The organism is Hymenobacter monticola (assembly GCF_022811645.1).
Classification (GTDB): domain Bacteria; phylum Bacteroidota; class Bacteroidia; order Cytophagales; family Hymenobacteraceae; genus Hymenobacter; species Hymenobacter monticola.
In genome coordinates, this window is record NZ_CP094534.1 from 1,117,335 (window position 1) to 1,140,522 (window position 23,188).

At 63.4% G+C, this 23,188-nt stretch carries 21 protein-coding genes, 1 tRNA gene and 1 riboswitch; of the genes, 6 read left to right on the forward strand and 16 right to left on the reverse strand.

All coding sequences use genetic code 11. From position 1 onward, the window contains the following. The first annotated feature begins 115 nt into the window (after positions 1-115). Positions 116-487 (forward strand): hypothetical protein, encoded by a 372-nt coding sequence (locus MTP16_RS04850; RefSeq protein ID WP_243516393.1) that lies wholly within the window; start codon positions 116-118, stop codon positions 485-487. Between the two features lie 36 nt (positions 488-523). Here the strand turns inward: MTP16_RS04850 and MTP16_RS04855 are convergent, their stop codons facing one another. The 5 genes from MTP16_RS04855 to MTP16_RS04875 form a co-directional block, all read right to left on the reverse strand. Continuing rightward, a complete protein-coding gene (locus MTP16_RS04855) occupies positions 524-1,537 on the reverse strand; it encodes a hypothetical protein (protein WP_243516395.1) in 1,014 nt (337 codons plus the stop codon). Between the two features lie 243 nt (positions 1,538-1,780). Further along, complete coding sequence (locus tag MTP16_RS04860) at positions 1,781-2,254, reverse strand: hypothetical protein (RefSeq protein WP_243516397.1); 474 nt, start codon at positions 2,252-2,254, stop codon at positions 1,781-1,783. Positions 2,255-2,321: 67 nt separating this feature from the next. Beyond that, the gene (locus MTP16_RS04865; RefSeq protein WP_243516399.1) at positions 2,322-3,215 is read right to left on the reverse strand and encodes a hypothetical protein; all 894 of its coding nucleotides are present in this window, start codon (positions 3,213-3,215) and stop codon (positions 2,322-2,324) included. Between the two features lie 56 nt (positions 3,216-3,271). Further along, positions 3,272-4,159, reverse strand: coding sequence for a hypothetical protein (locus MTP16_RS04870; protein ID WP_243516401.1), 888 nt, complete (start codon positions 4,157-4,159; stop codon positions 3,272-3,274). A 523-nt stretch (positions 4,160-4,682) separates the two neighbouring features. Then, positions 4,683-4,755, reverse strand: a tRNA-Gly gene (locus MTP16_RS04875). A 91-nt stretch (positions 4,756-4,846) separates the two neighbouring features. On the opposite strand from MTP16_RS04875, the gene MTP16_RS04880 reads away from it, so the two are divergent. The 3 genes from MTP16_RS04880 to MTP16_RS04890 are packed head-to-tail and all read left to right on the forward strand — an operon-like array spanning position 4,847 to position 6,761. Then, positions 4,847-5,116 (forward strand): hypothetical protein, encoded by a 270-nt coding sequence (locus MTP16_RS04880; protein WP_243516403.1) that lies wholly within the window; start codon positions 4,847-4,849, stop codon positions 5,114-5,116. A gap of 29 nt (positions 5,117-5,145) precedes the next feature. Further along, positions 5,146-5,691, forward strand: coding sequence for a GNAT family N-acetyltransferase (locus tag MTP16_RS04885; RefSeq protein ID WP_243516405.1), 546 nt, complete (start codon positions 5,146-5,148; stop codon positions 5,689-5,691). 35 nt (positions 5,692-5,726) lie between these two features. Beyond that, on the forward strand, positions 5,727-6,761 hold the full coding sequence (locus MTP16_RS04890; RefSeq protein WP_243516407.1) for a hypothetical protein: 1,035 nt from the start codon (positions 5,727-5,729) through the stop codon (positions 6,759-6,761). A 31-nt stretch (positions 6,762-6,792) separates the two neighbouring features. Here the strand turns inward: MTP16_RS04890 and MTP16_RS04895 are convergent, their stop codons facing one another. From MTP16_RS04895 to MTP16_RS04905, 3 genes are all read right to left on the reverse strand, one after another. Then, positions 6,793-9,078 carry a B12-binding domain-containing radical SAM protein gene (locus tag MTP16_RS04895; protein WP_243516409.1) on the reverse strand — a complete coding sequence of 762 codons (2,286 nt, stop codon included), beginning with the start codon at positions 9,076-9,078 and terminating at the stop codon, positions 6,793-6,795. A 95-nt stretch (positions 9,079-9,173) separates the two neighbouring features. Then, positions 9,174-9,752 carry a hypothetical protein gene (locus MTP16_RS04900; protein ID WP_243516411.1) on the reverse strand — a complete coding sequence of 193 codons (579 nt, stop codon included), beginning with the start codon at positions 9,750-9,752 and terminating at the stop codon, positions 9,174-9,176. Between the two features lie 165 nt (positions 9,753-9,917). Next, positions 9,918-11,618, reverse strand: a complete 1,701-nt coding sequence (locus MTP16_RS04905; RefSeq protein ID WP_243516412.1) for a hypothetical protein — start codon at positions 11,616-11,618, stop codon at positions 9,918-9,920. 200 nt (positions 11,619-11,818) lie between these two features. Between MTP16_RS04905 and MTP16_RS04910 the strand changes: the two genes are divergently transcribed. Then, positions 11,819-12,175 carry a four-helix bundle copper-binding protein gene (locus tag MTP16_RS04910; protein WP_243516413.1) on the forward strand — a complete coding sequence of 119 codons (357 nt, stop codon included), beginning with the start codon at positions 11,819-11,821 and terminating at the stop codon, positions 12,173-12,175. Between the two features lie 173 nt (positions 12,176-12,348). Here MTP16_RS04910 and MTP16_RS04915 read toward each other — a convergent pair whose 3' ends face one another. Genes MTP16_RS04915 through MTP16_RS04925 form a run of 3 tightly spaced genes read right to left on the reverse strand, consistent with a single transcriptional unit; the run spans position 12,349 to position 13,944 of the window. After that, complete coding sequence (locus MTP16_RS04915; protein WP_211537995.1) at positions 12,349-12,921, reverse strand: helix-turn-helix domain-containing protein; 573 nt, start codon at positions 12,919-12,921, stop codon at positions 12,349-12,351. Between the two features lie 5 nt (positions 12,922-12,926). Beyond that, positions 12,927-13,286, reverse strand: a complete 360-nt coding sequence (locus MTP16_RS04920) for a hypothetical protein (protein ID WP_243516414.1) — start codon at positions 13,284-13,286, stop codon at positions 12,927-12,929. 55 nt (positions 13,287-13,341) lie between these two features. Then, on the reverse strand, positions 13,342-13,944 hold the full coding sequence (locus MTP16_RS04925) for a thioredoxin family protein (RefSeq protein WP_243516415.1): 603 nt from the start codon (positions 13,942-13,944) through the stop codon (positions 13,342-13,344). Positions 13,945-14,113: 169 nt separating this feature from the next. Here MTP16_RS04925 and MTP16_RS04930 point away from each other — a divergent pair, with 169 nt between their 5' ends. Next, entirely contained in the window at positions 14,114-14,386 is a 273-nt protein-coding gene (locus tag MTP16_RS04930; protein WP_243516416.1) for a hypothetical protein, read from the forward strand. A 197-nt stretch (positions 14,387-14,583) separates the two neighbouring features. On the opposite strand, the gene MTP16_RS04935 is transcribed toward MTP16_RS04930, so the two are convergent. From MTP16_RS04935 to MTP16_RS04955, 5 genes are all read right to left on the reverse strand, one after another. Further along, a complete protein-coding gene (locus MTP16_RS04935; RefSeq protein WP_243516417.1) occupies positions 14,584-15,657 on the reverse strand; it encodes a DUF5074 domain-containing protein in 1,074 nt (357 codons plus the stop codon). Positions 15,658-15,727: 70 nt separating this feature from the next. Further along, positions 15,728-17,719: a TonB-dependent receptor plug domain-containing protein gene (locus tag MTP16_RS04940; RefSeq protein WP_243516418.1), complete on the reverse strand. Its 1,992-nt coding sequence runs from the start codon at positions 17,717-17,719 to the stop codon at positions 15,728-15,730. 140 nt (positions 17,720-17,859) lie between these two features. Further along, a riboswitch (cobalamin riboswitch) is annotated at positions 17,860-18,073 on the reverse strand. 80 nt (positions 18,074-18,153) lie between these two features. Continuing rightward, positions 18,154-19,008, reverse strand: coding sequence for a transporter (locus MTP16_RS04945; RefSeq protein WP_243516419.1), 855 nt, complete (start codon positions 19,006-19,008; stop codon positions 18,154-18,156). An 83-nt stretch (positions 19,009-19,091) separates the two neighbouring features. After that, the gene (locus MTP16_RS04950) at positions 19,092-21,554 is read right to left on the reverse strand and encodes a TonB-dependent receptor (protein ID WP_243516421.1); all 2,463 of its coding nucleotides are present in this window, start codon (positions 21,552-21,554) and stop codon (positions 19,092-19,094) included. Between the two features lie 102 nt (positions 21,555-21,656). Beyond that, positions 21,657-23,015 (reverse strand): Nramp family divalent metal transporter, encoded by a 1,359-nt coding sequence (locus MTP16_RS04955; RefSeq protein WP_380286579.1) that lies wholly within the window; start codon positions 23,013-23,015, stop codon positions 21,657-21,659. Between the last annotated feature and the right edge of the window lie 173 nt (positions 23,016-23,188).

Below are 23,188 nucleotides of genomic sequence, written 5' to 3' on the forward strand. Positions count from 1 at the left end.
GTTGAAAAAGTGGCTTGATGAGCCGTTTACGCAAGGTGCATACGCGCCGCCTACCCATACTTTTGCTTCGAAGCTCCAGCAATTACCTGCTCACCCTGAGAGGGTTTTGCCGTTGGTGCTGCTTTTAAGCGTGGCGTTTGCCCCACCTACCAAAACGGTGGCCGAAGTGCGCTACCAGCTTGTGCTTCGCAATATCCTGCACCCGCGCATTCGCGGGAAAGTGAGCGAGCAAAGAGTGTACTCCTTCGTCGGCCGGTTCAACCCGGCGGTGTACCCGGATACCCTGACCATGTATCATGACGGCGCTCCGGCCAAACCCAGCTCCGGTGCCGACCCTACGGGCAAGTACATTGTTCGCAAGATGGACCGGGCCTACCACGGCAGCTTTGGAAACCTGGCCACTTTCGACGGCAGTGCGACGGCAGCCTCCCGGCGGTGGTGCAATGCCTGCGCACCATCCTGCGCGACTACGACCCCGTCGCGCTGAGCCGGCTCAAAAGCTGAAATCAACCGAGGCAAGCAATTAGCTGATGTAATTGCGGAGCAAGACTTCCTCGTTAAGCCGCAGCACCATCAACTTTTCCAACTGGTCGGCTTCGTCTTCGAGGCCCGCCACGGCCGCCAGGTCCAGCAGGTTGTTGCGGCTGTCATCGGTTTCCCACCCAAACAAGGCCGGGTAGAGTTCGACAAATGGTTCGGCTGGGTGTTCGGCCCAGGAATGCGGCCCGACTTTCAGGGCCAACAGGGCCAGCAACACGCGCACGGGGAAGCCCCGCTTGGTTGGGTCGGCCAGGCCCCGGATGTCGGCGTACAATTGCCGGAAGGTGAGCCCCAGGTTCTGCATGCCCTGGTAGGCATACCAGCGGGTGCCGCTGCCGCTGCTGTGGGCTTCCCAGGCCGGGCTAAGCAGCGCCTGCTGGAAGTACGGGGCCCCTTCGGTCCCACAGAGCGAAAAGCCCAGCAAAATACCGGCGTTGCAGTCCGTTGAGCAATATTCGGTGCCGGAGGCGTACAGCCGCGCCAGCATCTGGGTCCGGTCCGGCAGTTTGCACACCAGGGCCGGCAGGAATTCGGGAAAGAGGTTTTTGCCGTAGGTGGCCTCAATGGCCGCGCGGATGGGCTGTTCCAGGTCCCAGCAATCGACGTGCAGCAGGCCCAGGGCCGCATGCTTGGCTAAGTCGTAGCCCGAAGGTTCAAACGCATAGCGCACCAGCAGGGGCTTGATGTCCGGGTGCCCCAGGCGGGCGAGCACGCCTAGCGTTTCAGCGGGTGCGTCGGGCAGCAAATCGCCGTTGGAGCAACTGGCCGCAAACAGGGCCCGGGCCATGGCATCGTCACCATGGCGCTCGAATACCGGCAGCAGGCAGTCGGGCCTTGCCTCCGCCGGCTGCCGGAAGTATTCGGCCAGCAGGGCGTGCGCATCCTCGGCGCTGCCGCTGCGCCAAACGGCATAAACCAGAGCCTGCCGCACAGTATGGTCCTGCCGGGCAGCCGGAAGGCGGAGGTAGCGAAGCAGTTGCGAGGTGGTTGGTAGCATGGGTGAGCAAAGTTGAAGAGCAAGCAGTAACCATTGTTGAGCCTGCTAACGGTATGGGCCCCCATTTTAAGGCAATAATTGACGCCCGGGCTGGGGGCTACAGGCTCAGCCCATATAAAGCCAGCCCGTCGGTTTCCTTAAGACGCGCGGAGCCCTGCCCGCCTCACCGATGTTATGCTTCGCCAAAAATTTATTCAGCCAACAAAGCGTAGGATGAAGCCGGCGGGCGCAGAAGCCGAATACCTACTTAAGCAGGATAAACTCCAACGAGCGGTTGGCAATTTTCTCTAAGTCTGCCTGATGCACGCGGGCGTAGAACAGGTACAATTGCACGCCACTGTCATAAAAGTGCAAATCGACAAAATCCTTCCCGTTGTCCGGGGGTAAAATGCCTTTCAGGGCCTGGGGAGAATGCAGAGCCGGCTTATTGGGGTTGGCGCCGAACACCAGCCCACGCATCCGCCGCGCGCGTGGCAGCGAATCGGCGGGCAGCGTTTGGTCGCGCTGGTTGTAGGCGGTAATCGCGCCACGCTCCAAACGGGCAACAAGTGTATCCGAAAATACTGGCTTCCAGGTGCGATTGGCAGCGAAGTCAACCACCTTGTCGGATTCATCCAGTGAATAGCTCAACGGTATCTTGGAGGGCGCATTGGGCGGCGCGCAGCTCGCGAGTAGAGTGACCGTGAAGCCATATAAAATTAGCCGGGGCAATGACATGAAGGCGGAAAATGAAAACGAATAAGGGTACGGGTTAGCAAAAGCGCCCCAGCAACCGACAACGGCACTATTTCACCACAGTATAGGGCACCCGCAACCGGAAGGTAGAGTCGCGGCGGCTCACGCTGACCGTGATGCTACCTTCCCAGAAGGCTTGCAACGTGCGGCCTTGCCCCGGAACGGCCGTTGATAACTCAACCTGGCCAATGCCGTCCGGCCCCACAGGAATGGTGCGCCCGTTCACCTTCATGGCCAAGGCCCCGGGCTGGTACCTGACCTGGGCAAGGCGCACTTGGGCACGGTAGGTGTCACCGGGCCTGACAACGCTCTTTTCCGCCGTTGCCATGGCGTGAAAGGCGGCGCGCAAACGGCTGGGGGTAAGCTTGGCACTCAGCCTGGCCAGGGCCGCCTCTTCCTGCAGCAGCAGCACCGTCTCGTAGCGCGCCAGGGCGGCCTGGGCTCCGGCCAAGGTGGTGTTGCCAAAGTCAAAAGGACTGAGGGCATAGGCTTCCGCATTCGGCGCGGAGGGCGCGGCGTGAGGCGGGTCGATTTGCTGCAGCCGCTGCGCATGGCGGCTCAACCGCAGTTGCAACCTGTCGGCCTGGGCCTGCATGATTTCGCCCACAGCCCCGCGGGTGCCAAGCTGTGCCAGCAAATCTCGCTCGCGCGTGCGCTGGCTGAGTTCCTCCCGTAGGTTGCGCAGGTACCCGGCCAGCGCGTGGGTGCTGTCGTGCAGCACTCGCCCCTGGCTCAGCACCGCTACATCGGGCGGCCGCATGCCGGTGGCGTGCACCTGGGTTTCCATCTGCTGGAATTGGGTTGCGTTTGCCTTGGACAGGTTGTCGTTGCCGCTCAGCAGCATTTCTCTCAACTGATGCAGGCGCACCAAGGCAACTTCCTGCGACGAAGGCCCCCGGCAGCTTGAGGCAGCGGCGGCCACCAGCAGCAAAGCCGGGAGCACCGGCTGCTTTGCCCGACTAACTACCCAGAACAGCGGATTCAAAAGGGTCCTGACTTTCATCGAGCTTCAATTTTGTACGGTACGCGCAGCGGAAATGACACCTGGCGGCCGCGGTAAGTGCCCTGCATCGTGCCCTGCCAAACAGCCGTGCCGGGGCGCGCATCTGCGGGCACCTGAAAGCGGACTTGCCCGCTACCGGTGGCAGGGTCCACGGCAAACTGCTCGCCATTCGCGCTTAGGCGAAGGTGCTGCACGTCGGGCGAGGCAGCAGCCATAAATAGCCGTGCCCGGTAGGGCTCTCCCGCACGCACCGTTTGGGATTCGGCAACGGCCGCGGGCCCAATTTTATCAAAAAACAACCCCATTGGCCCCATCCGCCCGACAAGTTTGGTCAGGGCGTCGCGTTCAACCCGCAGCACCTGTTGCTCGTGCCAGCCCAACATAGCGGCGCGGCCCGCACCAGCGTTTGCGCCAAAGTAGTATTCCTGAAAAGTTTGGTCATCGAGGCGGTGGCCGGCCACGGCCTGAATGCCCGGGTCTTCCTTCATGTTCAAGCCCAGGACGGCCCCGGGTACGTACGGGTGCACGTACTGGCTGTAGCTGCGCAGGCGCTGGCGCAGCGTATCGGCGGCCGCGCTCACCGAGGCCGGCTGTTGCCGCAGCCGGTGTAGGCGGGCAACCTCCGCCCTGGTACGAGCGCGCAACGCCTGGGCCTGCCGTAGGATGTCGCTGTCCGAGAATCCATTCCGGTCAGCTATTTCGGCCATGCGGTCGAGCTGCTTCGCAGAGGCGTTCGTCTGCGATTGGTTAAGGGCTTGCAGGGTGGCGTCCAACTGCCGCAGCTGCAGCTCGTCCGCATCAGAGGCCGCCGACTGGCACGCTCCCAGGCAGCTGAGCAGCAGCAAAGAGCAGCGCCCTGCCAGCAGAAGAAAGGGTTGAGGCATAAACGAAGCAGCAAGCCCGGTGGCCTGCAGCCGCGAATATAGCGTTACCGCCTTCGCTTGTGGCAGCAAATATCGGCCACCATGCCACCTAGAAGCGCTTCCATCCTGGCTCGCTTTGCGCCAATGGCATCAAGGACAAGGAGAATTCGAATAAACCATTCAGGCATCGGGAAAGCCCTTGGTTTTAACTGGAAGCTTGCGGGGGAGCAGTAATACCTGAGCATCCTCGGGAGAGTTGTGGCTTGTAACTGGCTCAACTGGTTGAAAAACGAATGGCCCATCTGCTCCACTTGTTTCGTTTTGAACTCTACAACTCAAAGTGCAGTCGTTTCTTACAATCTACTAGAAATAGAAAGCCGCCATTCCAATGTCCCCGCGCATCTCGGTACCGCCTACTAAGGATAGCTTCCGCCGCTAACCGCCGCTATCGCATTATACACCACAGTAAAACTCTGTAAACCAGCGCATAGCCCAAAAACAAAACAGCCACCTAGCACCGAAGCTAAATGGCTGTATTTGAATGAGCGAGAAACGAGGTTCGAACTCGCGACCCTCAGCTTGGGAAGCTGATGCTCTACCAACTGAGCTACTCTCGCGGAATGTCTTGGTGGCCCGAAATTACGCCAAAGAACCGGATTTGCAACCTTTGCCAACCCCGGGTTTGGGGGCGGCGTATGACGGAGCATTATGCCTGCTCCTCCCCTACCTCCTGTTACGCGCCGCCTGGTGGGCCTTTTGCTTATGATGAGCGGCGTGCTGCTGGCGCTTGGCTTGTTGCTGAAAGTGTACGTGGCTGTGGTGAGCTGGAACGCGACCGGCCAAAACTATTCCTTCTCCATACTGTCGGTGCTTTTGCTGGGTTTGCTGGCCAGTGGGCTGCTGGTGCGCATGGGCCTGCGCATGCGGCGCGGCGATGATTTGTCGCGCCGCGACCCTGATACCGACGGGATACTGTAAATCGGCCACCTTGGGCCGACCTTTGCTCTATGTCATCTCCCCTGCGCATTTCGTTGGCCAAGGCCAACGCCGCCACCGCCGCCCAACTGGCCGACCTGGGCCGCCAAACCTTCCAGGACACCTTTGCCGCCACCAATACGGCCGCGGACATGGCCACGTACCTGGCCGAGAATTTTGGTCCTGACATTCAACTGGCCGAGTTGCAGGACCGTGAAAACACTTTCCTGCTGGCCCACATGCAGGCCGAGCTGGTGGGCTACGCCAAGCTGCGCGACAACTCCGCCCTGGGCCTGGCCGAAGGGCAAAACGCCGCCGGCCGCCTCGAAATCGAGCGCCTCTACGTGCGCGACGACTGGCAGGGCACCGGCCTGGGCGCCGCCCTGATGCGGGGCATTCTGGCCCTGGCCGAGCAGCTGCACTGCACCGCCGTGGTGCTGGGCGTGTGGGAGAAAAACGACAAGGCCCGCGCCTTCTACCAGCGGTTCGGTTTCCGCGAGATTGGGCAGCACGAATTCCGGCTGGGGCAGGACGTGCAAACCGACCTGATTTTGCGCAAGGGCCTGGCGGGGCGCTAAACCACCTACTTTTGGGAATGCCGATAACCGCTTTCATGCGCTTAGTGAGAAGCCGCGCTGCCGGTGCCGGGCTCGCCCTGGCCGCCGCGGCTGCGGGCGCCTGCCAACCGCAGCACGATGCCACCCGCACCGCCACGCCCCCGCCGGTGGGGCACTACGAAGGCAGCCTAACCCAGGCCGGCCGGCCCGACGTGCGCGCGGCCCTCGACATTCGCCACCCCAGCCCGGGCCACTACGAAGCGGAACTGACCGTGCCCATGGCCCCGGGCCTCAACTTTGTGGCCGACAGCGTTTTATTCAATAATAAGCAGTTTCGCCTCACACGCCCGGCCCGCCCCGGCCAACGCCTGACGCTCACGCCAGAGGGCGATTTTTGGCGGGGCACGCTGGAAGTAGATTCGGCCAGGGCGACTACGGTGCTGCTCAAGCGCGGCAACCCCACGCCCACCACCTACCGCGTGGAGGAAATGCCGCAGGACAATGGCTCCGCGTGGCTTTTTGCCCCAGCCGATGCGAGCACCCGGGGCCCGGTACTGGCCCTGCTTCCCGATTCGGCTACGGCGGCGGCTGCGCCGCTGTGGGCCGATGCGCTGGCCCGCGAAGGCGTTATCGTGCTGGTGCTGCCCATGGCCAATTCGGCCACGCCCGAAACCGAAACGCCCCGCTTGCAAAGGGCCCTGCGCCTGCTCCGCAACACGCCGGGCGCCGATACAGCCAATATCGGCGCGTGGGCGGCCGGGCCCCGCGCGGCGGCCCTGATGCAGGCCATAGCGGCACCTGGCAGCCCACGGGCAGCCTATGTCGTGGTCCAGAATGCGCTGGTCGACCTGGTTACGCGGGCAGCGGTTCGGGAGTTGAAAAACCGAAAAGTGCCCGTGCTGGGGTTGTACGGCGGGGCAGGCGCTGCAACCCAGGCGGCTGCGCTGCGCAACGCTTCGGGCGGACGGCAGGGGGCTGCGGTGCGCGCTTATCGCCAGGCCGGCCCCGATTTGCTGATGGCCGGGGAACTGGGCCCGGGCCTCGCACCGGGCTTGCCGGGCGATGTGCTGGAGTGGCTGCGCCAGCGGTAGCAGATAATGGTGAGAACGTGGCACCCGGCCGCTAAATGAGCAGCAGGCCTTTTTCGCGCAGCAGCTGCCAGGCCGGCGTTTGCAGAAAGGCCTCGAATGAGCCTTCGGACTTAGGAAAAGAGGCCGCCGCATCGCGCAGCAGCACCTTGGTATCATAATCGTGGCTGAGCTGCGTGAGCAGCTGGTGCAGCCAGCGTCCGGCGGCTTCGGTGGTTTTCACCTCGAAATCCTCGGCCTGCTCGTAGCAGGTGAGCACAGCGCGGGGTGCTTTTTTGCCGGCTTCGAGGCGGAACTCGGGGGCGTTGCCGAGCCAGAATAGGCGCTGGTTCGGGCGGGCGAAATCGGGCTTCTCGGGGGCCTGCAGGGCCTGTTGCACGAGGTGGCGCGGCGTGGTGGGGCGCGGCGTTTTGAAATCAAACCAGCGGGCCAGGGGCTCGTCCAGCGCTACGCCGTGCAGGTAGTTGTAGAGGCTCTTGGCCAGGCCGGGGCCGAAGGCTTCGTGGTCGGCGCCGAGGGGGTCGTCGTGCCAGAGGTCGTTCCAGGCGAAGCCGGCGGGCTCGGGGCCCACGGCCTGCACTTGGTACTTCGCCGGATTTTTGCCCACGGGCGAGTGCGCCGTCATCGAGAAGCGGTGCCAGTAGCCGCTTTGCACCACGCCGGCGGCGAAGAGCTGGCGCACCACTTCGAGGCTGTCCACGGTTTCCTGCGCGGTTTGGGTGGGGAAGCCGTACATCAAATAGGCGTGCACCATGATGCCGGCCTGGGTGAAGCCGTCGGCCACGCGGGCCACTTGCGCAATGGTGACGCCCTTTTCCATCAGCGTCAGCAGCCGGTCCGAAGCCACTTCCAGCCCCCCGCTCACGGCAATGCAGCCCGAGGCGGCCAGCAGGCGGCAGAGGTCGGCCGAGAAGGTTTTCTCGAAGCGAATATTGCCCCACCAGGTGATGGGCACGCGGCGCTTGAGCAGCTCCACGGCCAGGTCGCGCAGGGCCAGCGGCGGGGCAGCCTCGTCCACGAAATGAAAGCCGGTCTGGCCGGTTTGCTGAATGATTTGCTCGATTCTATCCACCAATAAGGTGCTGGGGGCGGTTTCGTACCGACTGATGTAGTCCAGCGTCACGTCGCAAAACGAGCAGCGCTTCCAGTAACAGCCGTGGGCCACGGTGAGCTTGTTCCAGCGGCCGTCGCTCCAGAGGCGGTGCATGGGGTTCAGTACTTCCAGCACCGAGAGGTACTCCGTCAGGGGCAGGTCGGAGTAGTCGGGCGTGCCTACTTCGGGGTGCGGAATGTCGGGGTGCGGGTAATTGATGTACTCAATCTGGCCCTGCTCGTTGCGCAGGAAGGTGCGCTGCAGCTGGTCGCGGCGGGGCGGGCTGTAGAGGGCGGTTTGCAGGTCGCAGTGCACTTCGTCAACGACATCACTGCTCTCCCGAACGTCATGTCGAGCTTTTTGCTCGTTCTGAACACCCAAATACTCCAGCAGCCGCAACCACGGGCCTTCGCCGTCGTCCAGGGTCAGGTAGTCGATGTAATCGAAGAAACGGGGCTCCTGAATGGTGCGCAGCTCGGTGTTGGGGTAGCCGCCGCCCATGATGGTATGGGTGGCGGGGCGGAGGTGCTTGATGTGCTTGGCCAGCCGCAGGGCGCCGTAGAGGTTGCCGGGAAAAGGCACGGTGAAACCCACCACATCGGGCTGCACCCGCGCCAGCAGCGGCTCCAACTCCTCCAGCAGCATGCGGTCGAGGAGGTTGGGCGCGGCTTCCAGCTCTTGGTGCAGGGGCTCGAAGCTGGTGGCCGAGAGGGCCAATTTCTCGGCGTAACGCGAGAAGCCGAAGTGCGGGCCCACGGTTTCCTTGAGCAGGTCGGCCAGGTCTTCGAGGTAGAGGGTGGCCAGGTGGCGGGCCTGGTCGGTGAGGCCCATGGTGCCGAAGGCGGTTTCGAGGTCGGCCACGTTGTCGAAGCGGCTGGCTTCGGGCAGGAAACGGCCGTGGCAGATGCGCGGGGCCAGCGTCAGGTCTTTGTTCTGCAGAAACCGGATGACAGGGCCAATGGTGGCCAGGTAGCGGTTTTGCAGCCGCAGCATGCGCCGGGCATTGTCGCTGAGGTCAAAATTGCCCGCTTCAATCTCCAGAAAGACCCGCTTCAAGCCCGCTTCCGAAAACAGGCGCAGCACCAGCTGCAGGCCCAGGTCGGCCTGCGTCACGGCGTAGCCGCGCCCCGTCAGGAAGCCCTTGATGTAGGCCGTGGCCGGGTATGGGGTGTTGAGCTGCGTGAGCGGCGGCGTGAGCAGCAGGATGCGGGGCGAGGCAGTGGACACAGTGGGGACTAACCCGGCAACGGCCGCCGGGGTTCATTTCCGGGCAAAGGTCGGCACGGCCGGGTGGGCTTTTCCGTGGCAGCTAAGGCAACAGGTTATTTCAATGCGTCCGGGTTTTGGTAGTTGTCCACGTAGGTCTTCAATTTCGCCGCCATTCTATCGCATTCGAGTATTTTACCCTCATTCTTGGGAACCTCGGTGAGCAGCCGGACTTTTTCATCTAGCAAAAACTGGTAGATGGTCTTGCCGTCGTAAGCATCTTTGAAACCGAGGTCGAGCTTCCATTTCTTCATAAAGACATTGAGCACTACCGGGAAGTCCACGCCCATGCTGAATTTGCCCACGTTCCTTTCAGTGGCCAGAACTCCAGTGTAGCCGAAGCATCTGAAATTTCCCCGGTTCGCCAGCCACATCTTCCGCACCAAGGCAAATGCTTCCTCTTTCGGTTTTACAACGTGGTTCGCGTCTATGGCGCCGGCCATTTCCAGCATCAATTCCTCGAACCGAAAATCAATGAATTCTGAATCTACCTGTAGCTTCTCGTCCCGGTTGTAAATGGCGTTACAAACCCGCTGAAAATCCATGTTGGTTGGTTTGGCAACGGTCTGCGCTGATGCGGCCCGGCCGCACAGCAGCAGGGCTAAAGCAAGGACAGCGGAAAGCGGCTTAACCATGGAAGTAGTTGAGAATCGTTTGCAGACAATAAGTTACGCCAGCGTTTTGAGCACCGACTGCTCAAAACGCTGGCGTCGCAAATTTAGCGCTGTCCCGCTGTTCCCGGAATGCGGCACCAGTCCACCCCAATCGTCTTGGTAAGGGCAGGCCACCGCCGGTTTTGCTTACATTTTCATGCCCTTCATTGCACCCGAGCTCATGCCCTTCATGCTCATCCACGGAGCCGTGAGGCGCAGGTATACGGAGGCCGAGAGCGGCAGCTTGCCGTAGCCGGGCCCTACGTAGCCAAAGCCATACCGGTCGTTCTGCAAATTTTCAGAAATGAAATAGCCCGTGAGCTGTCCGCCCACGCTCAATTCCGGCCCGCGCGGACCGCCCAGGCTGGCCAGCCGGTAGCTGCTGCCCAGCGTGAGGGCGTGGATATTGAACACCATAACGTCCAGGCCCTCGTAAAGGCCGAAGGAATAAAACGCCAGCTCATCGCTGTCTTTCTGCACCCACTCGTAGCGGCCGTAGAAGGTGGGGCGGCCCAGCGTGAGGTTGGTTTCGGCCAGCACGGCGTGCTCGCCGTGGTGCCCCCCGCCGTGCTCGTTCAGGCCCCACACCAGGGCCGAAGCCAGGTAGCGGCGCTCGCCCCAGGTGCGGCTGTGCAGCACCGAGGCCGTGGTGCGCGTCACGTTTTCGTCGGGGTGCAGGTCTTCGGGGCTTTTGATGAAGGCGCGGCTCACCTGCAGGGCCAAGGCGCGGCTGGGGTTCCAGTTGAGGCGGCCGGCCCAGGAATCGGCGCGGGGTTTATCAAAATCGTAGCGGTACTGGTCGGGCTCGCGGCCGGTGAAATTGCTGCCCTCCAGTTTGAACTGCTTGTAGCGCACGCCCAGCGTGGCCACCCCAAAGGTGATGTGAGTGGCGTCGGTCCAGTGGTGCGAGAGGGGCGCGTCGGGGTTGGGCATGGCCGAGATGCGGTGCATAAATGCCACGGGGCCAATGGCCGGCTCGCCGGGGTAGCCCACGTAGAGGCTCACGTCCACGTCCTCGTTCACGGCGTGGGTGTAGCTGGCCGTCAGGCCCGAAATGAGGTCGTGCGGGTGCTGCTTGTCGATGAGGGGCTGGCCCCGGTAGCTCTCGCCCGTTTGAAACAGCAGCGGGTAGCCGCCGTTGGTTTCCGTGAGCGGGTCGAGGCTAACCATCAAGCTCAAATTCAGCAGGCCGCGCGCGCCGATGGTGCGCTGGGCCATGGCCATGCCCCAGTTGGGTCCGTCGATGGCGTTGGCGTGGCCGCGCTTGCCGCTGTTGTTAAAGTTCTGGCTGGTGTAGCGGCCGTAGGCGGCGGCGTGGTACATCAGCATCCAGGGCCCCTTGTGCTGCATCCACATGTACATGGGCGTGGCGTCGGGGTGCCAGCTGGTGCCCGAGCCGTTGCGGTTCATGGGCAGGTTGCGGGAAAGCGAGTGGCTCATGTTGTCCATGTGCATGGCGCTGTCGTGGGCCATGGCCATGCCCCCCATGTCGTGTTGGGTCCCCGACATGTCCATGCCAGGCGTGTGCTCGTGCGGCGGGGTTGGCTGGCCGGCTGGGGCAGGCTTGGCCGGGTCCGTGTGCATGCCTTCCATCGAGTGCATGGGGGCCGCGCGGTGGCTGGTATCGGCAGGCGCAGCAGTGACTGGCGTAGCCGGTTTTGGGGTGGGGCGGGCGGCTTTGGGCGCAGCCGGTTTGGGTGCAGCCGGGCGGGGCTTCGCTGGCTTTGGTTTGGACGGCATGGGCATGCTCATGTCCATGTGATTGTGGTCTTGCGCCAGCGCCGCCCGGCCCGGCGCGGTGGCCAGCAGCATCGCTGCCACAAAGCCGGCCACAGACGGCACAGACATTCGATTGAGAATACAATACTTCATGCCGCTAATACCCAGAATTCAAGGCCTGGGTTAAGGTAGCATTTTGCTGAAAACATACAGCACCCGGGCCAGCACCGAATTATATAAGCCACAAGCGCCAATTCTACACTTCCTCGCAGCGATTTTATGCGTAGAATCAGCTAGTTGTTTACAGTTGTTCACCTAACCGACTTGCCATGCAAATGCCCGCCGCCGCGCCCCGCGCCCGCCAAAACAACCAAGCCGTCCTCGACGCCCTGAGCCGCTGCATCGCGGCCTGCGAGCTGTGCGCCGACGCCTGCCTCGACGAAGAAGATACCAAGATGATGGTGCCCTGCATCCGCCTCGACCGCGACTGCGCCGACATCTGCCGCCTCACCGCCGCCTTCATCGCCCGCGGCTCCGACCACGCCCAGCACGTGCTCAAGGAGTGCATCGAAATTTGCCAGAAGTGCCACGACGAGTGCGCCCAGCACCAGCACGACCATTGCAAGCAATGCGCCGAAGTCTGCCAAGCCTGCGTGGAGGCGTGCAAGAGCTACCAAGGCGCGTAACCGTATTGCGAGCAGAGCGAAGCAATACGTCCTGTCAGCATCAGACACGTTCTTTTACCAGAAAGCCCCGGCACTGCACAGTGCCGGGGCTTTTCATATTATTGGGTTGGTCGCTGAGAACAGGACGGATTGCCACGGGCTTCGCCCTCGCAATGACAGATGCCTCCTTCTTCTTACGCCAGCGCGTCCAGCGACATGCGCTCGGGCAGCATCAGGCGGCGGAACTCGCTCACGGAATAGCCCGTCACCTGGCGGAACTGGTTGCTCAGGTGCTGGCCGGAGCTGTAGCGCATCTGGTCGGCTATCTGGTTCAGGGTCAGCTCGCCGTAGCTGAGCAGCTCCTTCACGCGCTCGATTTTGAGGCGGATGAGGTACTTCTCGATGGTGAGGTGGGCGGTGCGCGAAAACACCTTGCTCAGGTGCGAGTAAGTAGCTGCAAACCGGTCCGTTAGGAAAGCCGACGTGGTGAGTGGCGAGCGCGCCGTGCGCAGGTGCTCCAGGTACTCGGCCAGGGTGGCCTTGATTTGCTCGGTGAGCTGCTCGGCGCGGCCGCGCAGCAGCTCGAAGCCGGCAGCGTGCAGCAGCGGGGCCAGGGCTTCGGGGTCGGCGGGGGTGGTTTCGTCGAGCTCAGCCACGCCCAGGCTCACGGCTTTGGGCCGGTAGCCGGCGCGCTCCAACAGGTTTTGTACGGCCTCCACGCACCGGGGGCACACCATGTTTTTGATATGCAGTAGGTTGGTTTTCAATGGCTTTAACGTGTTTCTGGCCGCCGCGAGGCGGCCGGTGAGGAATGAGAACGCGCCGCTGCAGAACCGGCAGAAGTCCGGCGCGGGCGAGGCGCCGGAGTAGAGACTTCGGCCCACCCGCGCCCGAACCAGTGCCCCGTGGCCCAAGTCACGAACGGCACCACGACCAGGAACGTGACGGCCAGCAGCCAGACGAATACGAGAAAGGCAAAAAAAAGTCGACTAAAGAAATGGTCACCCGTGCCGAACAAATAACCGACCAGCATAAGTGCCAACACGAAGCTCACGCCGGCCAGCACGCCCACCCGCCGCCAGGGCCAGGCGGCAACGTGTTTTTCAAGGCGACGGCGCAACGGAAGCAGCATAAGCAATGGGCAAAGAGGCGGTGAAAATAAGCGAAAATTTATTGAAGCCAATGGCTTAGCCCAACAGGGCCAGCAGCTCGCGCTGCACGGCCGCGCCATTGTCGGCCTCGTACCAGGCGTTCATCTCCTTTATTATTTGGTTGACGTGCAAAGATTTATCAGCATGCAGCTGATGGGCTAGCTCCTGCGCCTCCGCCGGGCGCGGGCCCCAGTCGCCGAGGTCGGCACCGGTGGCGGCGTCGAGCCGCACGAGCTTGGGAATGCTGTCACCGCCGTTGGTTTGGTGAGCGGCCATCAGGGCGGGGTGGTCGGAGCGCAGCAGCACGTGCAAGGTCACGCGGCCGGCGCTTACCTCGGCCAAGTGCGCCAATATGGGCAGGGTGTGGGCCGTATCGCCGCACCAGGCTTCGGCCAGCACCAGCCACTGCTCGGGCCGGGCCAGGTTGGCGATTTTTGAAACCAGTTCCGGCAGCAGCGGCACGGCGTGGGCGCGGTCGAGGTGGGCCTGGTTCTGGTCGGTGTAGCGGATGAGGCCGGGCGTCTGCTCGGGGCCGGTGGTGCGGCGCTCGGCGGCCAGCGTGGCCACCAAGGCCCGGAACTCGGCGTAGGTATACGCGGGCTGCGGAAGGGTGGCGGGCGAAATAAGGGGGCTGGACATCAGGGGCTAACAAAGCGAATGGAAGGGCTGCACGGCACCGGGCGCAACCCCAGGGCCGCGCCCACCGCTACAACCGTACCCGCCGGCCAAGGTTCGGGTTGCGCCGCGGGAGGTTATTTCTTTACCTTGCAACGTCGCTCATTTCTTACTCCTTCACCTTCACGCTTTCATGCTTCTGAAATCCTTCCTCCGCCCCCTCGCCGTGGCCTGCGCCCTCACCGCCACCCTTAGCGCCTGCAGCTCGGGCACCAAAGAGGGCGATACCAACGTGGAGCGCGGCTATACCAAAAAAGGCCCCGCCGCCGGCACCGACGGCACCGCCAACGGCGACTCGGCCACCGCCGGCCTCGCCCGCGACACCACCCACCGCCCCACCGGCAAAGAGCTCTACAAAGCCGCCGAAAACGCCACCGACCGCAACCACGACGGCATTGCCGACTAACCTTGTGGCATTAGCATCAATAAAAAGGCCCACACCTTCCGGTGCGGGCCTTTTCCTTTTATGCAGAAAGGAAGGTGGAATGTAGAAAGGAAGGTGGAAATTCAGGACTGAGTTATGAGCGGTGGGCGTCCAGACAAGGCATTAATAGCAAAAGCTTCCTTGCTGTTACACGTTATCTTCTCCCACGGGCTCAGGGTTTAGTAAAACACAAAGCCGTTCGGTCCCACTTTCACCTCGAAAGAATCGATGGGGGCGCCGGTGGCCTGGTAGCGGATGAAACGGCCGTTGCTGTTGTAGCTGGGCGAAACAGCGCCGTACACGGTGTTGTCGCGCGGGTCGATGGCGAAGCCCGACAGGCTGCGGCGGATGAACGGAGCCGTGGGCAACGCTGTGGCCGTGGTGCTTACCTGGTATTCGGCCCCGCCAAAGCTGTAATACAGCTGGTCTTTGGCCGCGTTGGTGCGCAGCTTGCTGGGGCTGCCCGTGCCGGGGAAGGCGAGGCGGAGCTGCGTAGTAGGGCTGCCCGGGTTGAAGCGCACCAGCGCACCGTTCGACACGCGGGTGGCGGCGTAGGGCGGCGAAGTCTGGTAAACCACGAAGCCGGTGCACAGCACCCAGATGTTGCCGTCCTTGTCGGCCACCATGCTGCTGGGGCCGTCCGAAACCGTAATGGTGGAAGTCAGCGTGCCGGTGGCGTCGTCAATTACTGACACGGTGTTTTCGAGGCTGTTGGGCACGTAGATTTTGCCGCCCAGCGCCAACAGCTGCTCGGGGTTGCGGCCCACCGTCACGCGGCTGGTCACGGTATTGGTGCTCAGGTCCAGAATGCTGAGCACGCCGGGCGAGTAGGCGGGGTTGGAATTGTAGACGCCGCGCCACTCGGTGAGGTAGCCCCGGGTGGCCGAAGTCGAGGTGAAGTAGCGGGGCTGGTCGACGCCGCTGATGGTGCCGGCCGTTTTGAAATCGGGCAGGGTCACGACTTCCACCTTCTTGGATGCATTCACCACCACATAGCCCTTGTTGCCTTGCACGCCCATGTGCTGCACCACGTCGCCCAGCGGCGCGCCGTTGTTGGCGCTGCCAAACAAATCCAGGCCCGTCAGGGCTTTGGCGCCCCGGTTGAAGCCGCTCACCGCGCCGTCTTTCGCGCCAAACTGGCCTTCACTGAGAATGAACACATCGGGCGAGGGGGCCGGCGTTTCTTTTTTGTCGGGGCTACAGGCCGCCAGCAGGGCCAGGCCGGTGAGGAAGGGAATTAGTTGTTTTTTCATGCGAAAAAGCGCCGGCGGCTGCCGGCCAGGAATTAGTAAGAGAGTTTAGAAATAAGGGAAAACATCCGAGCTAGCGCCAGCTCAGGCGCAGGCTGGCACCGAGGGCCCGCGGCGGCGCCGGCCGGCCGGGGTAACTGAAATACCTTTGGTTGAGCAGGTTGGTGGCTTGCAGCAGCAGCAGCACGCTAGTACCGGCGGGGCCGGCAATGCTGCGCCCCAGCGTGGCGCCCAGCAGCGCAGTGCCCGGCAAAAAATCGACGCCCGACGCATTGATGTAGCGGTAACTGGTGAAAACCAGCGTCGTGCTCAGCAGCCAGGCCCGCCAGTGCTGGTCAGTGCTGAGGCTGGCCTGGTGCAGCGGCACGTAAGCCAGCTGCACGCCCACGGGGTCAGAGTCGGCCGCGGCGCCCTGGGTTTTGCGGGTGTCGGTGTAGTGGTAGGCTGCTTGCATCCGGCCGGTGTAGCGGCCTTGGCGCAGGCGCAGGGCGGTGCTGGCTTCCAGGCCCTGGCTGCGCACGCGGCGCAGGTTGCGCGGGCTCCAGATGCCGGTGCCGGCGCCGGGCAGCCACTGCACCCAGTCGTCCACGTCTTGCCGGAAAGCCGTCAGCTCGCTCTCCAGCGCCCAGCGGCGGCCCCAGGCGCGGCGGTGGCGCAGGCCGCCCTCGTAGCCCACGCCCGACTCGGGGCGCAGCTCGGGGTTGCCGCCGGGCAGCCAGTATCGTTCGTTCAGGGTGGGGGCGCGGTAGCTGCGGGCGGCGCTGGCTTTCAGCGTGAGCACCTGAGCGGCCGAATCAGGCGCACCCAGCAGGTCCCATTCCAGCCCCAGGGTGGGCGTGAGCGGAGCCAAGCCAGCGGGCAGCACTGCCTGGCGCAGGTTGGCTGAAAGGCGCAGGGCGGGGCGCGGGTCGTAGCGCAAGAGGGCGAAAGCGGCCGCGCGGTTTTCACCGATTGCGACGGTGCCGTAGCCGTCTACCTGGGCGGCGAAGTGCTGCGCTTCGGCCCCCAGGCGCAGGCTGCCCCGCGCGCCCAGAGCAGTGGTGTGCTCGGCCTGGGCCTGGGTGGTGCGCACGCGGGAGTTGCTGGGAGCGCCGCCGTCGCGGTAGTTAATTATATCTTCAAACCAAGCCCCGCGCACGGTCCACTGCTGGCGCGCGCCCACGTGGCGGTAGCCCAGCGTGAGGCGGCGACTTTGGTCGCGCTCGCGGGCCTGGGTGCCCGCAATGCCCACACCCGACTGGATTTCGCGGTCTGCGTCGGTCAGCCAGGCGGCGGCGGTTAGCTCACCGGCTTGGCCCACGCGCCAGGCCACGTCGGGGCTCAGGCTCCACTGGTGGCGCAGGGCGGCGTTTTGCAAGGTGTAGCGCACGGTGCCGCGGGCCTCCTGCTGCAGGTAGGAGTAGTTGTTCTGGGCCTCGCGGTAGCTGGCGGCCACGCGCACGGCCACACTGGGGGTGGCGGTGCGGGCCTCCACGCTGCCACCGGCCAGGCCGAAGCTGCCGGCATCGGCCTGCACGCTGCCGCGCAGGCCGGGCCGCCAGTCGGGGGCCGAGTTGAGCAGCACGGCGCCGCCCACGGCCCCGCTGCCATAGAGGGCGGCGGCCGGGCCGGGCTGAATGGCCACGCTGGTGCCGGCGCCCACGGTCAGCAGCGAGAAGTCGTTCTGGCCCAGCGTGGGCAGCATGATGTTCAGCCCGTTCCAGAGCACGGCCGTGTGCTGGGCCGAGGTGCCGCGCAGGGCAATGGTGGCCAGCTGCCCCGGGCCGTAGTATTTAAGAGCCAGCGGGGTGCGGGCCTGCAGCACGTCGGCCAGGTTGCTGCCGCGGTACTGCGCCAGCGTGGCCGAATCGAGCTCCAGGCGGGTGCTGCCCACAGCGAAGCGCTCGGGGCCCACGGCGCGCACCTGCACCTCGGCCAGCCGATGCCGCCGCTGGCTGAGGCGGGCCGAATCGGGCGGCGCGGTCTGGGCCTGGGCGGCGCCGGCTAGCAGGCACAGCAGGGCCACTCGCCGTAGCGAGGCCGGATGCAGGGAAGTAAAACGCAGCAGAATCAAATTCTCAATCAAGAAAATTCGATTCAAAATCCGGCGCCAACCAACTGCCATCAGCAGCCAGCTACCGTCAGACCGAGGCCGAAAAACAGGGGTACTCTGGCCGCCCGAAGGTGGCCACTGTTCTCTTTCTCCATTCGTCCTCCGCGAATGCTGAACCTATGAGTGCTCGGGCAGGTCTCCTGGCTTGCTCCGCCGAGCGGGCCGCCTTCCCATTTTGTTACTTGATAATCAAGCAACAAACAGTGGCATTGTGGCCCGCTCCGATGTGAAGCGTACAGTTGCGGGGACAGCTCCGGCTTCGAACCGGATTCCCTTTTCAGCCGCGCCCCAAGGCTGGGGGTTGGCACCAAAGCAGGGCAAAGGTACGGACGTAGCGTGGACTCTGCGAGTCCGCGCCTTGTCGAACATTCTGGAGTGCGCGGACTCGCAGAGTCCACGCTACAGATTTAACGGCGGAAGGTGAGGCCGACGAAGTACTCGTGGTCGGTCAGTCGGTTCAGGGCCAGGTGGGTGCCGAGGTCGAGCTGCAGGTTGGGCGTCACCTTGAAAATGGGGGCAATGTTGGCGGAGGTCTGCCAACGGCGCTGCTCGGTGTTCCACATGGCCACGGCTTCGGTCACGAGGCCTACTTTCTCCGTTAAATCATACTCCAAGGCCATCGAGGGCACGAAGCGCACGTAGCGCTGGTTGGTTTCCCGGTCGTATTTCAGGTCGGCTTCCACCTGCGCTTCAAGGTTGGCCTTGTCGCTCAGCTCCAGGTCGATGGGCAGTACCACGCCGTATTCGGCGGCGCCGTCGCCCACGTTGCCGCCACTGGGCAGGCGCACGTAGCCGATGACGGACATGGCGAATTTGCCCAGCTGGTCGTCGCCCACAAAGTTGTGTTTCACGCGCACGGTCACGTCGCCGAAGCCGGCGTGGCGCTCCTGCCAGTCGTCGGCGTCTGAAGGCCGCTGCTTGGCCACGCTGTAGAGCGGCAATTCCAGCTGCAGGTCGGTGCGGCGGCTCAGGCCGAGCTTGAGCATGGAGTAGGCCAAATGCAGCTCGCGGTTTTTGCCGTCGTTGCCCGAGCCGCTGTTGATGAGCCGTAGCGCGTCCATCTCAAGCTGGAAGTGGCCGGCATCAACTGTGAAAGGGCTTTCGGTCACGCCGGGGCGGTCGGGCTGCAGCTCGCGCAGGCGGTTGCGCGGCACGGGCTTGCGCCAGCTGAAGTGGGCGGAGTCGTAGGGTGAAGTTTTGGCCGGGGCCTGCGCCAAGGTGAGCGAAGGCAATAGCAGTAAGGAGAGAAAAAAGCGCTTCATGGGGCCCTCTACGCAGAAAACCAGCCACGGTGGCATTGGCCGAATACTATATATCAACTCAAGCCCAACGGTCCGATAAGCTACTAAAACGGCACCAGTACCTTCACCCCCACGTTGCGCCCTGGATTATAAATGCCGCTGCGGCCGTTGGGCGAACTGGCGTAGTATTCAAAGTACTTCAACCGGTTGAGGTGGGCCTGGTATGCGGTGTCGAACAAGTTATCGACCTGCACAATGAATTGGGCCACGGCCCGCCCCGCGCGGTTGGTGTAGGTGGTGCCGGCGCCGAGGCCCAGCAGCACGTAGCCCGGCGTGGCGGTTTCGGTGTTGTCGAGGGCGTAGAAGCGGTTTTGGCGAGCGCTGCCATCCAACTGGAGGCGGCCATAGGTGCCGGTGAAACGGCCGGCGCGGGCCGGCGCGGTGGCGCGCAGCTCGGTGCGGCCGCGCAGTGGCGGAATGAGCGGCAGGTAGCGAGCAGCCTCTATTTGATGGTCGGGCAGGTTGGTTTGGGAGCTTTCGCCGGTTACGAAGGCCGCGCTGCTGCTCCAGGCCAGCCAGGGCAGGGCCGCGGGGCGCCAGTTCAGGCTGGCTTCCAGGCCGTAGAGGCGGGCGGCGGCTTGTTGAAACTGGTAGGTGGTGTTGCCGGGCACAATGACCACCGGCTGGCCGCTGGCGTCCTGCAAACGGGCCTGGTAGATGAAGTTCTGCACGTAGTTGTGAAACACTTCCACCGAGGCGTCCACCTCGGCCTGGTGCCAGAGCACGCCCACGTCCTGCTGCCAGCTGAATTCGGGCTCGAAGCCCCGGTTGCCGAGGTACACGATGTGGGCGCCGGGGTCGAGGCCGTTGGAGCCAATTTCGGGGATGTTGGGGGCGCGGTAGCCGCGGGCCAGGTTGGCGCGCAGCGTGAGCTGCTCGGTAGCCACGTAGCTCGCCCCCGCGCTGGCCGACCACCCCTGGTAGCGCCGCCGAAACGCCGGAAACGGCAGCGCCGCATCAGGCTGGGCCGGCCCAGCCGCTTGGTCGAACCCCGTGGCTGGGTTGGAGGCTACGTGAAAGTCGGCCCAGTTCACCAGCCGCGTGTCGTAGCGCAGCCCGCCGCTGACTTCCAGCTTGCCCAAGGGCTTTTTCAGCAACACAAAGCCACCCGCATCCAGCAAATTATAATTGGGAATGGGAAAGTCGGTGGCGTTGAGGTGGCGGTTGAGCTGGCCCATGCCGTTGCTGCCCACGCTCATTTCCAGCCCCTGCCAGGTGGGCAGGTGGTAGCGCACGTCGTAGGTGAAGGTGCTGAGGCGCAGAGCCAGGCCCGGCTGGGACGGCGCGGTGGGGTGGTTGAACTCCTCCCGCTGGTTTTGCTGGGCGCCCAGCAGTAGGTGTAGCTCACCGCCGCCCAGCGCCACCTGCGTTTTGGTGAACACACGGTAGTGCCGGATGCGCTGGTGCAGCGGGCCAATGGCGTAGCTGCGCAACTCATTATCTGTTACCAGAGGCCGGTTCTTGATATCATCGAGCCCGCTTTCCGCCACCTGCCGCGTGAAGCGGCGGCTCAGCGAATCGCGGCTGCCGTCGGGTATTTCCTGCTGGTTATCATAAAGCGTGAGGTACCAGTGCGAGCTGCCCCAGGCTTTGCGCACGCCCGCCATGCCCGTTAGCGTCAACTCCCGGAAACCGGTGTTGTACACTAGGCCGTCCACGCCATTGCGGTAGTCGCGCGCCAGGCGGTGGCTGGCCCGGAAGCTGGTTTGAAAGCCGTTTTTTTGATAGTTCAGCCCCAGCGAATTGCCTACTAAGCCATTGTTCGACTGGTATTCGGCCAGCGCCTCGCCGCGCAGCTGCCCTTCAGGGCCGCTAGGCAGGGCGGGCAGCAGGTTCACTACGCCGGCCACCGCATCAGAGCCGTAGAGCAGGCTGGCGGGGCCTTTCACCACCTCCACGCGCTCGATGTCGTAGCCGTCCACCTCCACGCCGTGCTCGTCGCCCCACTGCTGGCCTTCCTGGCGCAGGCCATTGTAGAGCGTGAGCACACGGTTGTAGCCCAGCCCGCGAATGAAGGGTTTCGACACGTTGGGGCCGGTGGTCACGGCGCTCAGGCCCGGAATGCCGCGCACGGCCGCGTCGATGACGTTGGTATTGGCGTTGAGGCTGATTTCGCGGCGGCTCAGGGTGGCAATGGGCACAGGGCTGCGGCGGATTTCGGTGGCCCGGCTCACGCCCGTCACCACCACGTCGGCCAGGGCGGCGGGCGCGGCGGCCAGGGTTAGCGGCAGGGTCAGGGTTTGGCCCGCGGCCACGGTCACATTGCGGCTGGCAGGCGTGTAGCCCACGGCGCTGGCCAACACCCGCACCGTGCCGGCGGGCACATTCGTAATACTGAAAGCGCCCTGGGCATCGGCTGTGGCCCCGAGGCCGGCGGCGGGCAAGGCCACGCTGGCGAAGGGCACCAGCCGCTGCTGCTCGTTGCGCACGGTGCCCGCGAGCGTGCCCGTTTGGGCCAGCAGGCCGCTCGGGAGCAGCCACAACAGCGCGAGTAGGAGCTGTTTCATACCTAGAATGATAAATATTTATGGATATTAAAAGCGGAGACAGAGGGCTAAAATCTTCGCAGACGAAGACTTTAGCCCCAATTTTCCACTGCACCTTCCCTCCTAGCCTACCGCCGTTTGCCAGAGCAGATAGCCATTCAGCGCAATGATGACGGCCGACACCGACCAAGCCAGCACGCGCACCACCGGCCGGTTCACGAACACGCCCATCTTGGCCCGGCTGCTGGTGAAGAGCACCAACGGCACCACCGCAAAGCTGAGCTGCATCGAGAGTATAACCTGACTGAAAACCAGCAGCTTTTCGGTTCCGCTTTCGCCATAAATGATGGCCACCACCAGCGCCGGCACCACGGCTACCAACCGCGTGATGAGCCGTCGCACCCAGGGCCGCAGCTTGATGTCGAGGAAGCCTTCCATCACAATCTGGCCCGCCAGCGTACCGGTCAGGGTCGAATTCTGGCCCGAAGCCAGCAATGCCACCGCAAACAATACGCTGGCCGCGCCGGCGCCCAGCACCGGCGCCAGCAGCTTGTAGGCATCCTGAATTTTAGCCACTTCCAGCATGCCGTTGTGGTGGAAGGCCGCGGCCGCCAGGACCAAAATGGCGGCGTTGATGAAAAAGGCCAGAAACAGCGCCACCGTCGAGTCGATGGTGGCAAACTTGATGGCCATGCGCTTGCCGGCCTCGGTTTGCTCAATGGCCCGCGTCTGCACAGTGCTGGAGTGCAGGTAGAGGTTGTGCGGCATCACGGTGGCGCCCAGAATGCCAATGGCCACGTAGAGCATACCCGGCGTTGTCACCACTTGGCGTTGCGGCACCAGCCCGTGAGCCAGCGCCACCCAGTCGGGCCGCGATACGATGAGTTCGTACACGAAGCAGCCGAAAATCAGCACCATCAGCCCCGCCACAATGCTTTCGATGATGCGGAAACCCTTGTTCTGGAAAAACAGCACCACCAACACGTCCAGCGTAGTCAGCACCACGCCCCAGGCCAGCGGCAGCCCAAACAGCAGGTTCAGGGCAATGGCCGAGCCGATGACTTCTGCCAAATCGCAGGCCGCAATGGCGATTTCGCACAAAAACCACAGCATCAGGCTAATGGGCCGGGAGTAGTGGTCGCGGCAGGCCTGGGCCAGGTCGCGGCCCGTCACGATGCCGAGCTTGGCCGCCAGATGCTGCAGCAGCATGGCAAACAAATTGGAAATCAGCACTACCGACAGCAGCGTGTAGCCATACTTGGAGCCGCCGGCCAGGTCGGTGGCCCAGTTGCCGGGGTCCATGTAGCCCACGGCCACCATCAGGCCAGGACCCCAGAAGGCAAATAGTTTGCGCCAGAACGAGGCATTGGCGCCCGGCACTTTAATGCTGGCGTACACCTCGCTCAGGGAATTGGCGCGGCGCGGGTGTCGCCAGCCCGTTTCGGCCTGGGCGTTGGTTTCAGTAAGGGTAGCGGGAGGCACGTTGAATAGTTGTTTCAATACAAACGTACTAAAATTTAGGCTTATCTAAAAAATCATTTCGACTACCTTAAATACTCAATTCATCAGAAAAGGTTTCGCCAAGCGCACCCTTCTTCCCCGAATTGCTTTTACCTGAATGCAAAGCACATCGGTTGCTCAAAGGCGAGTGCCGG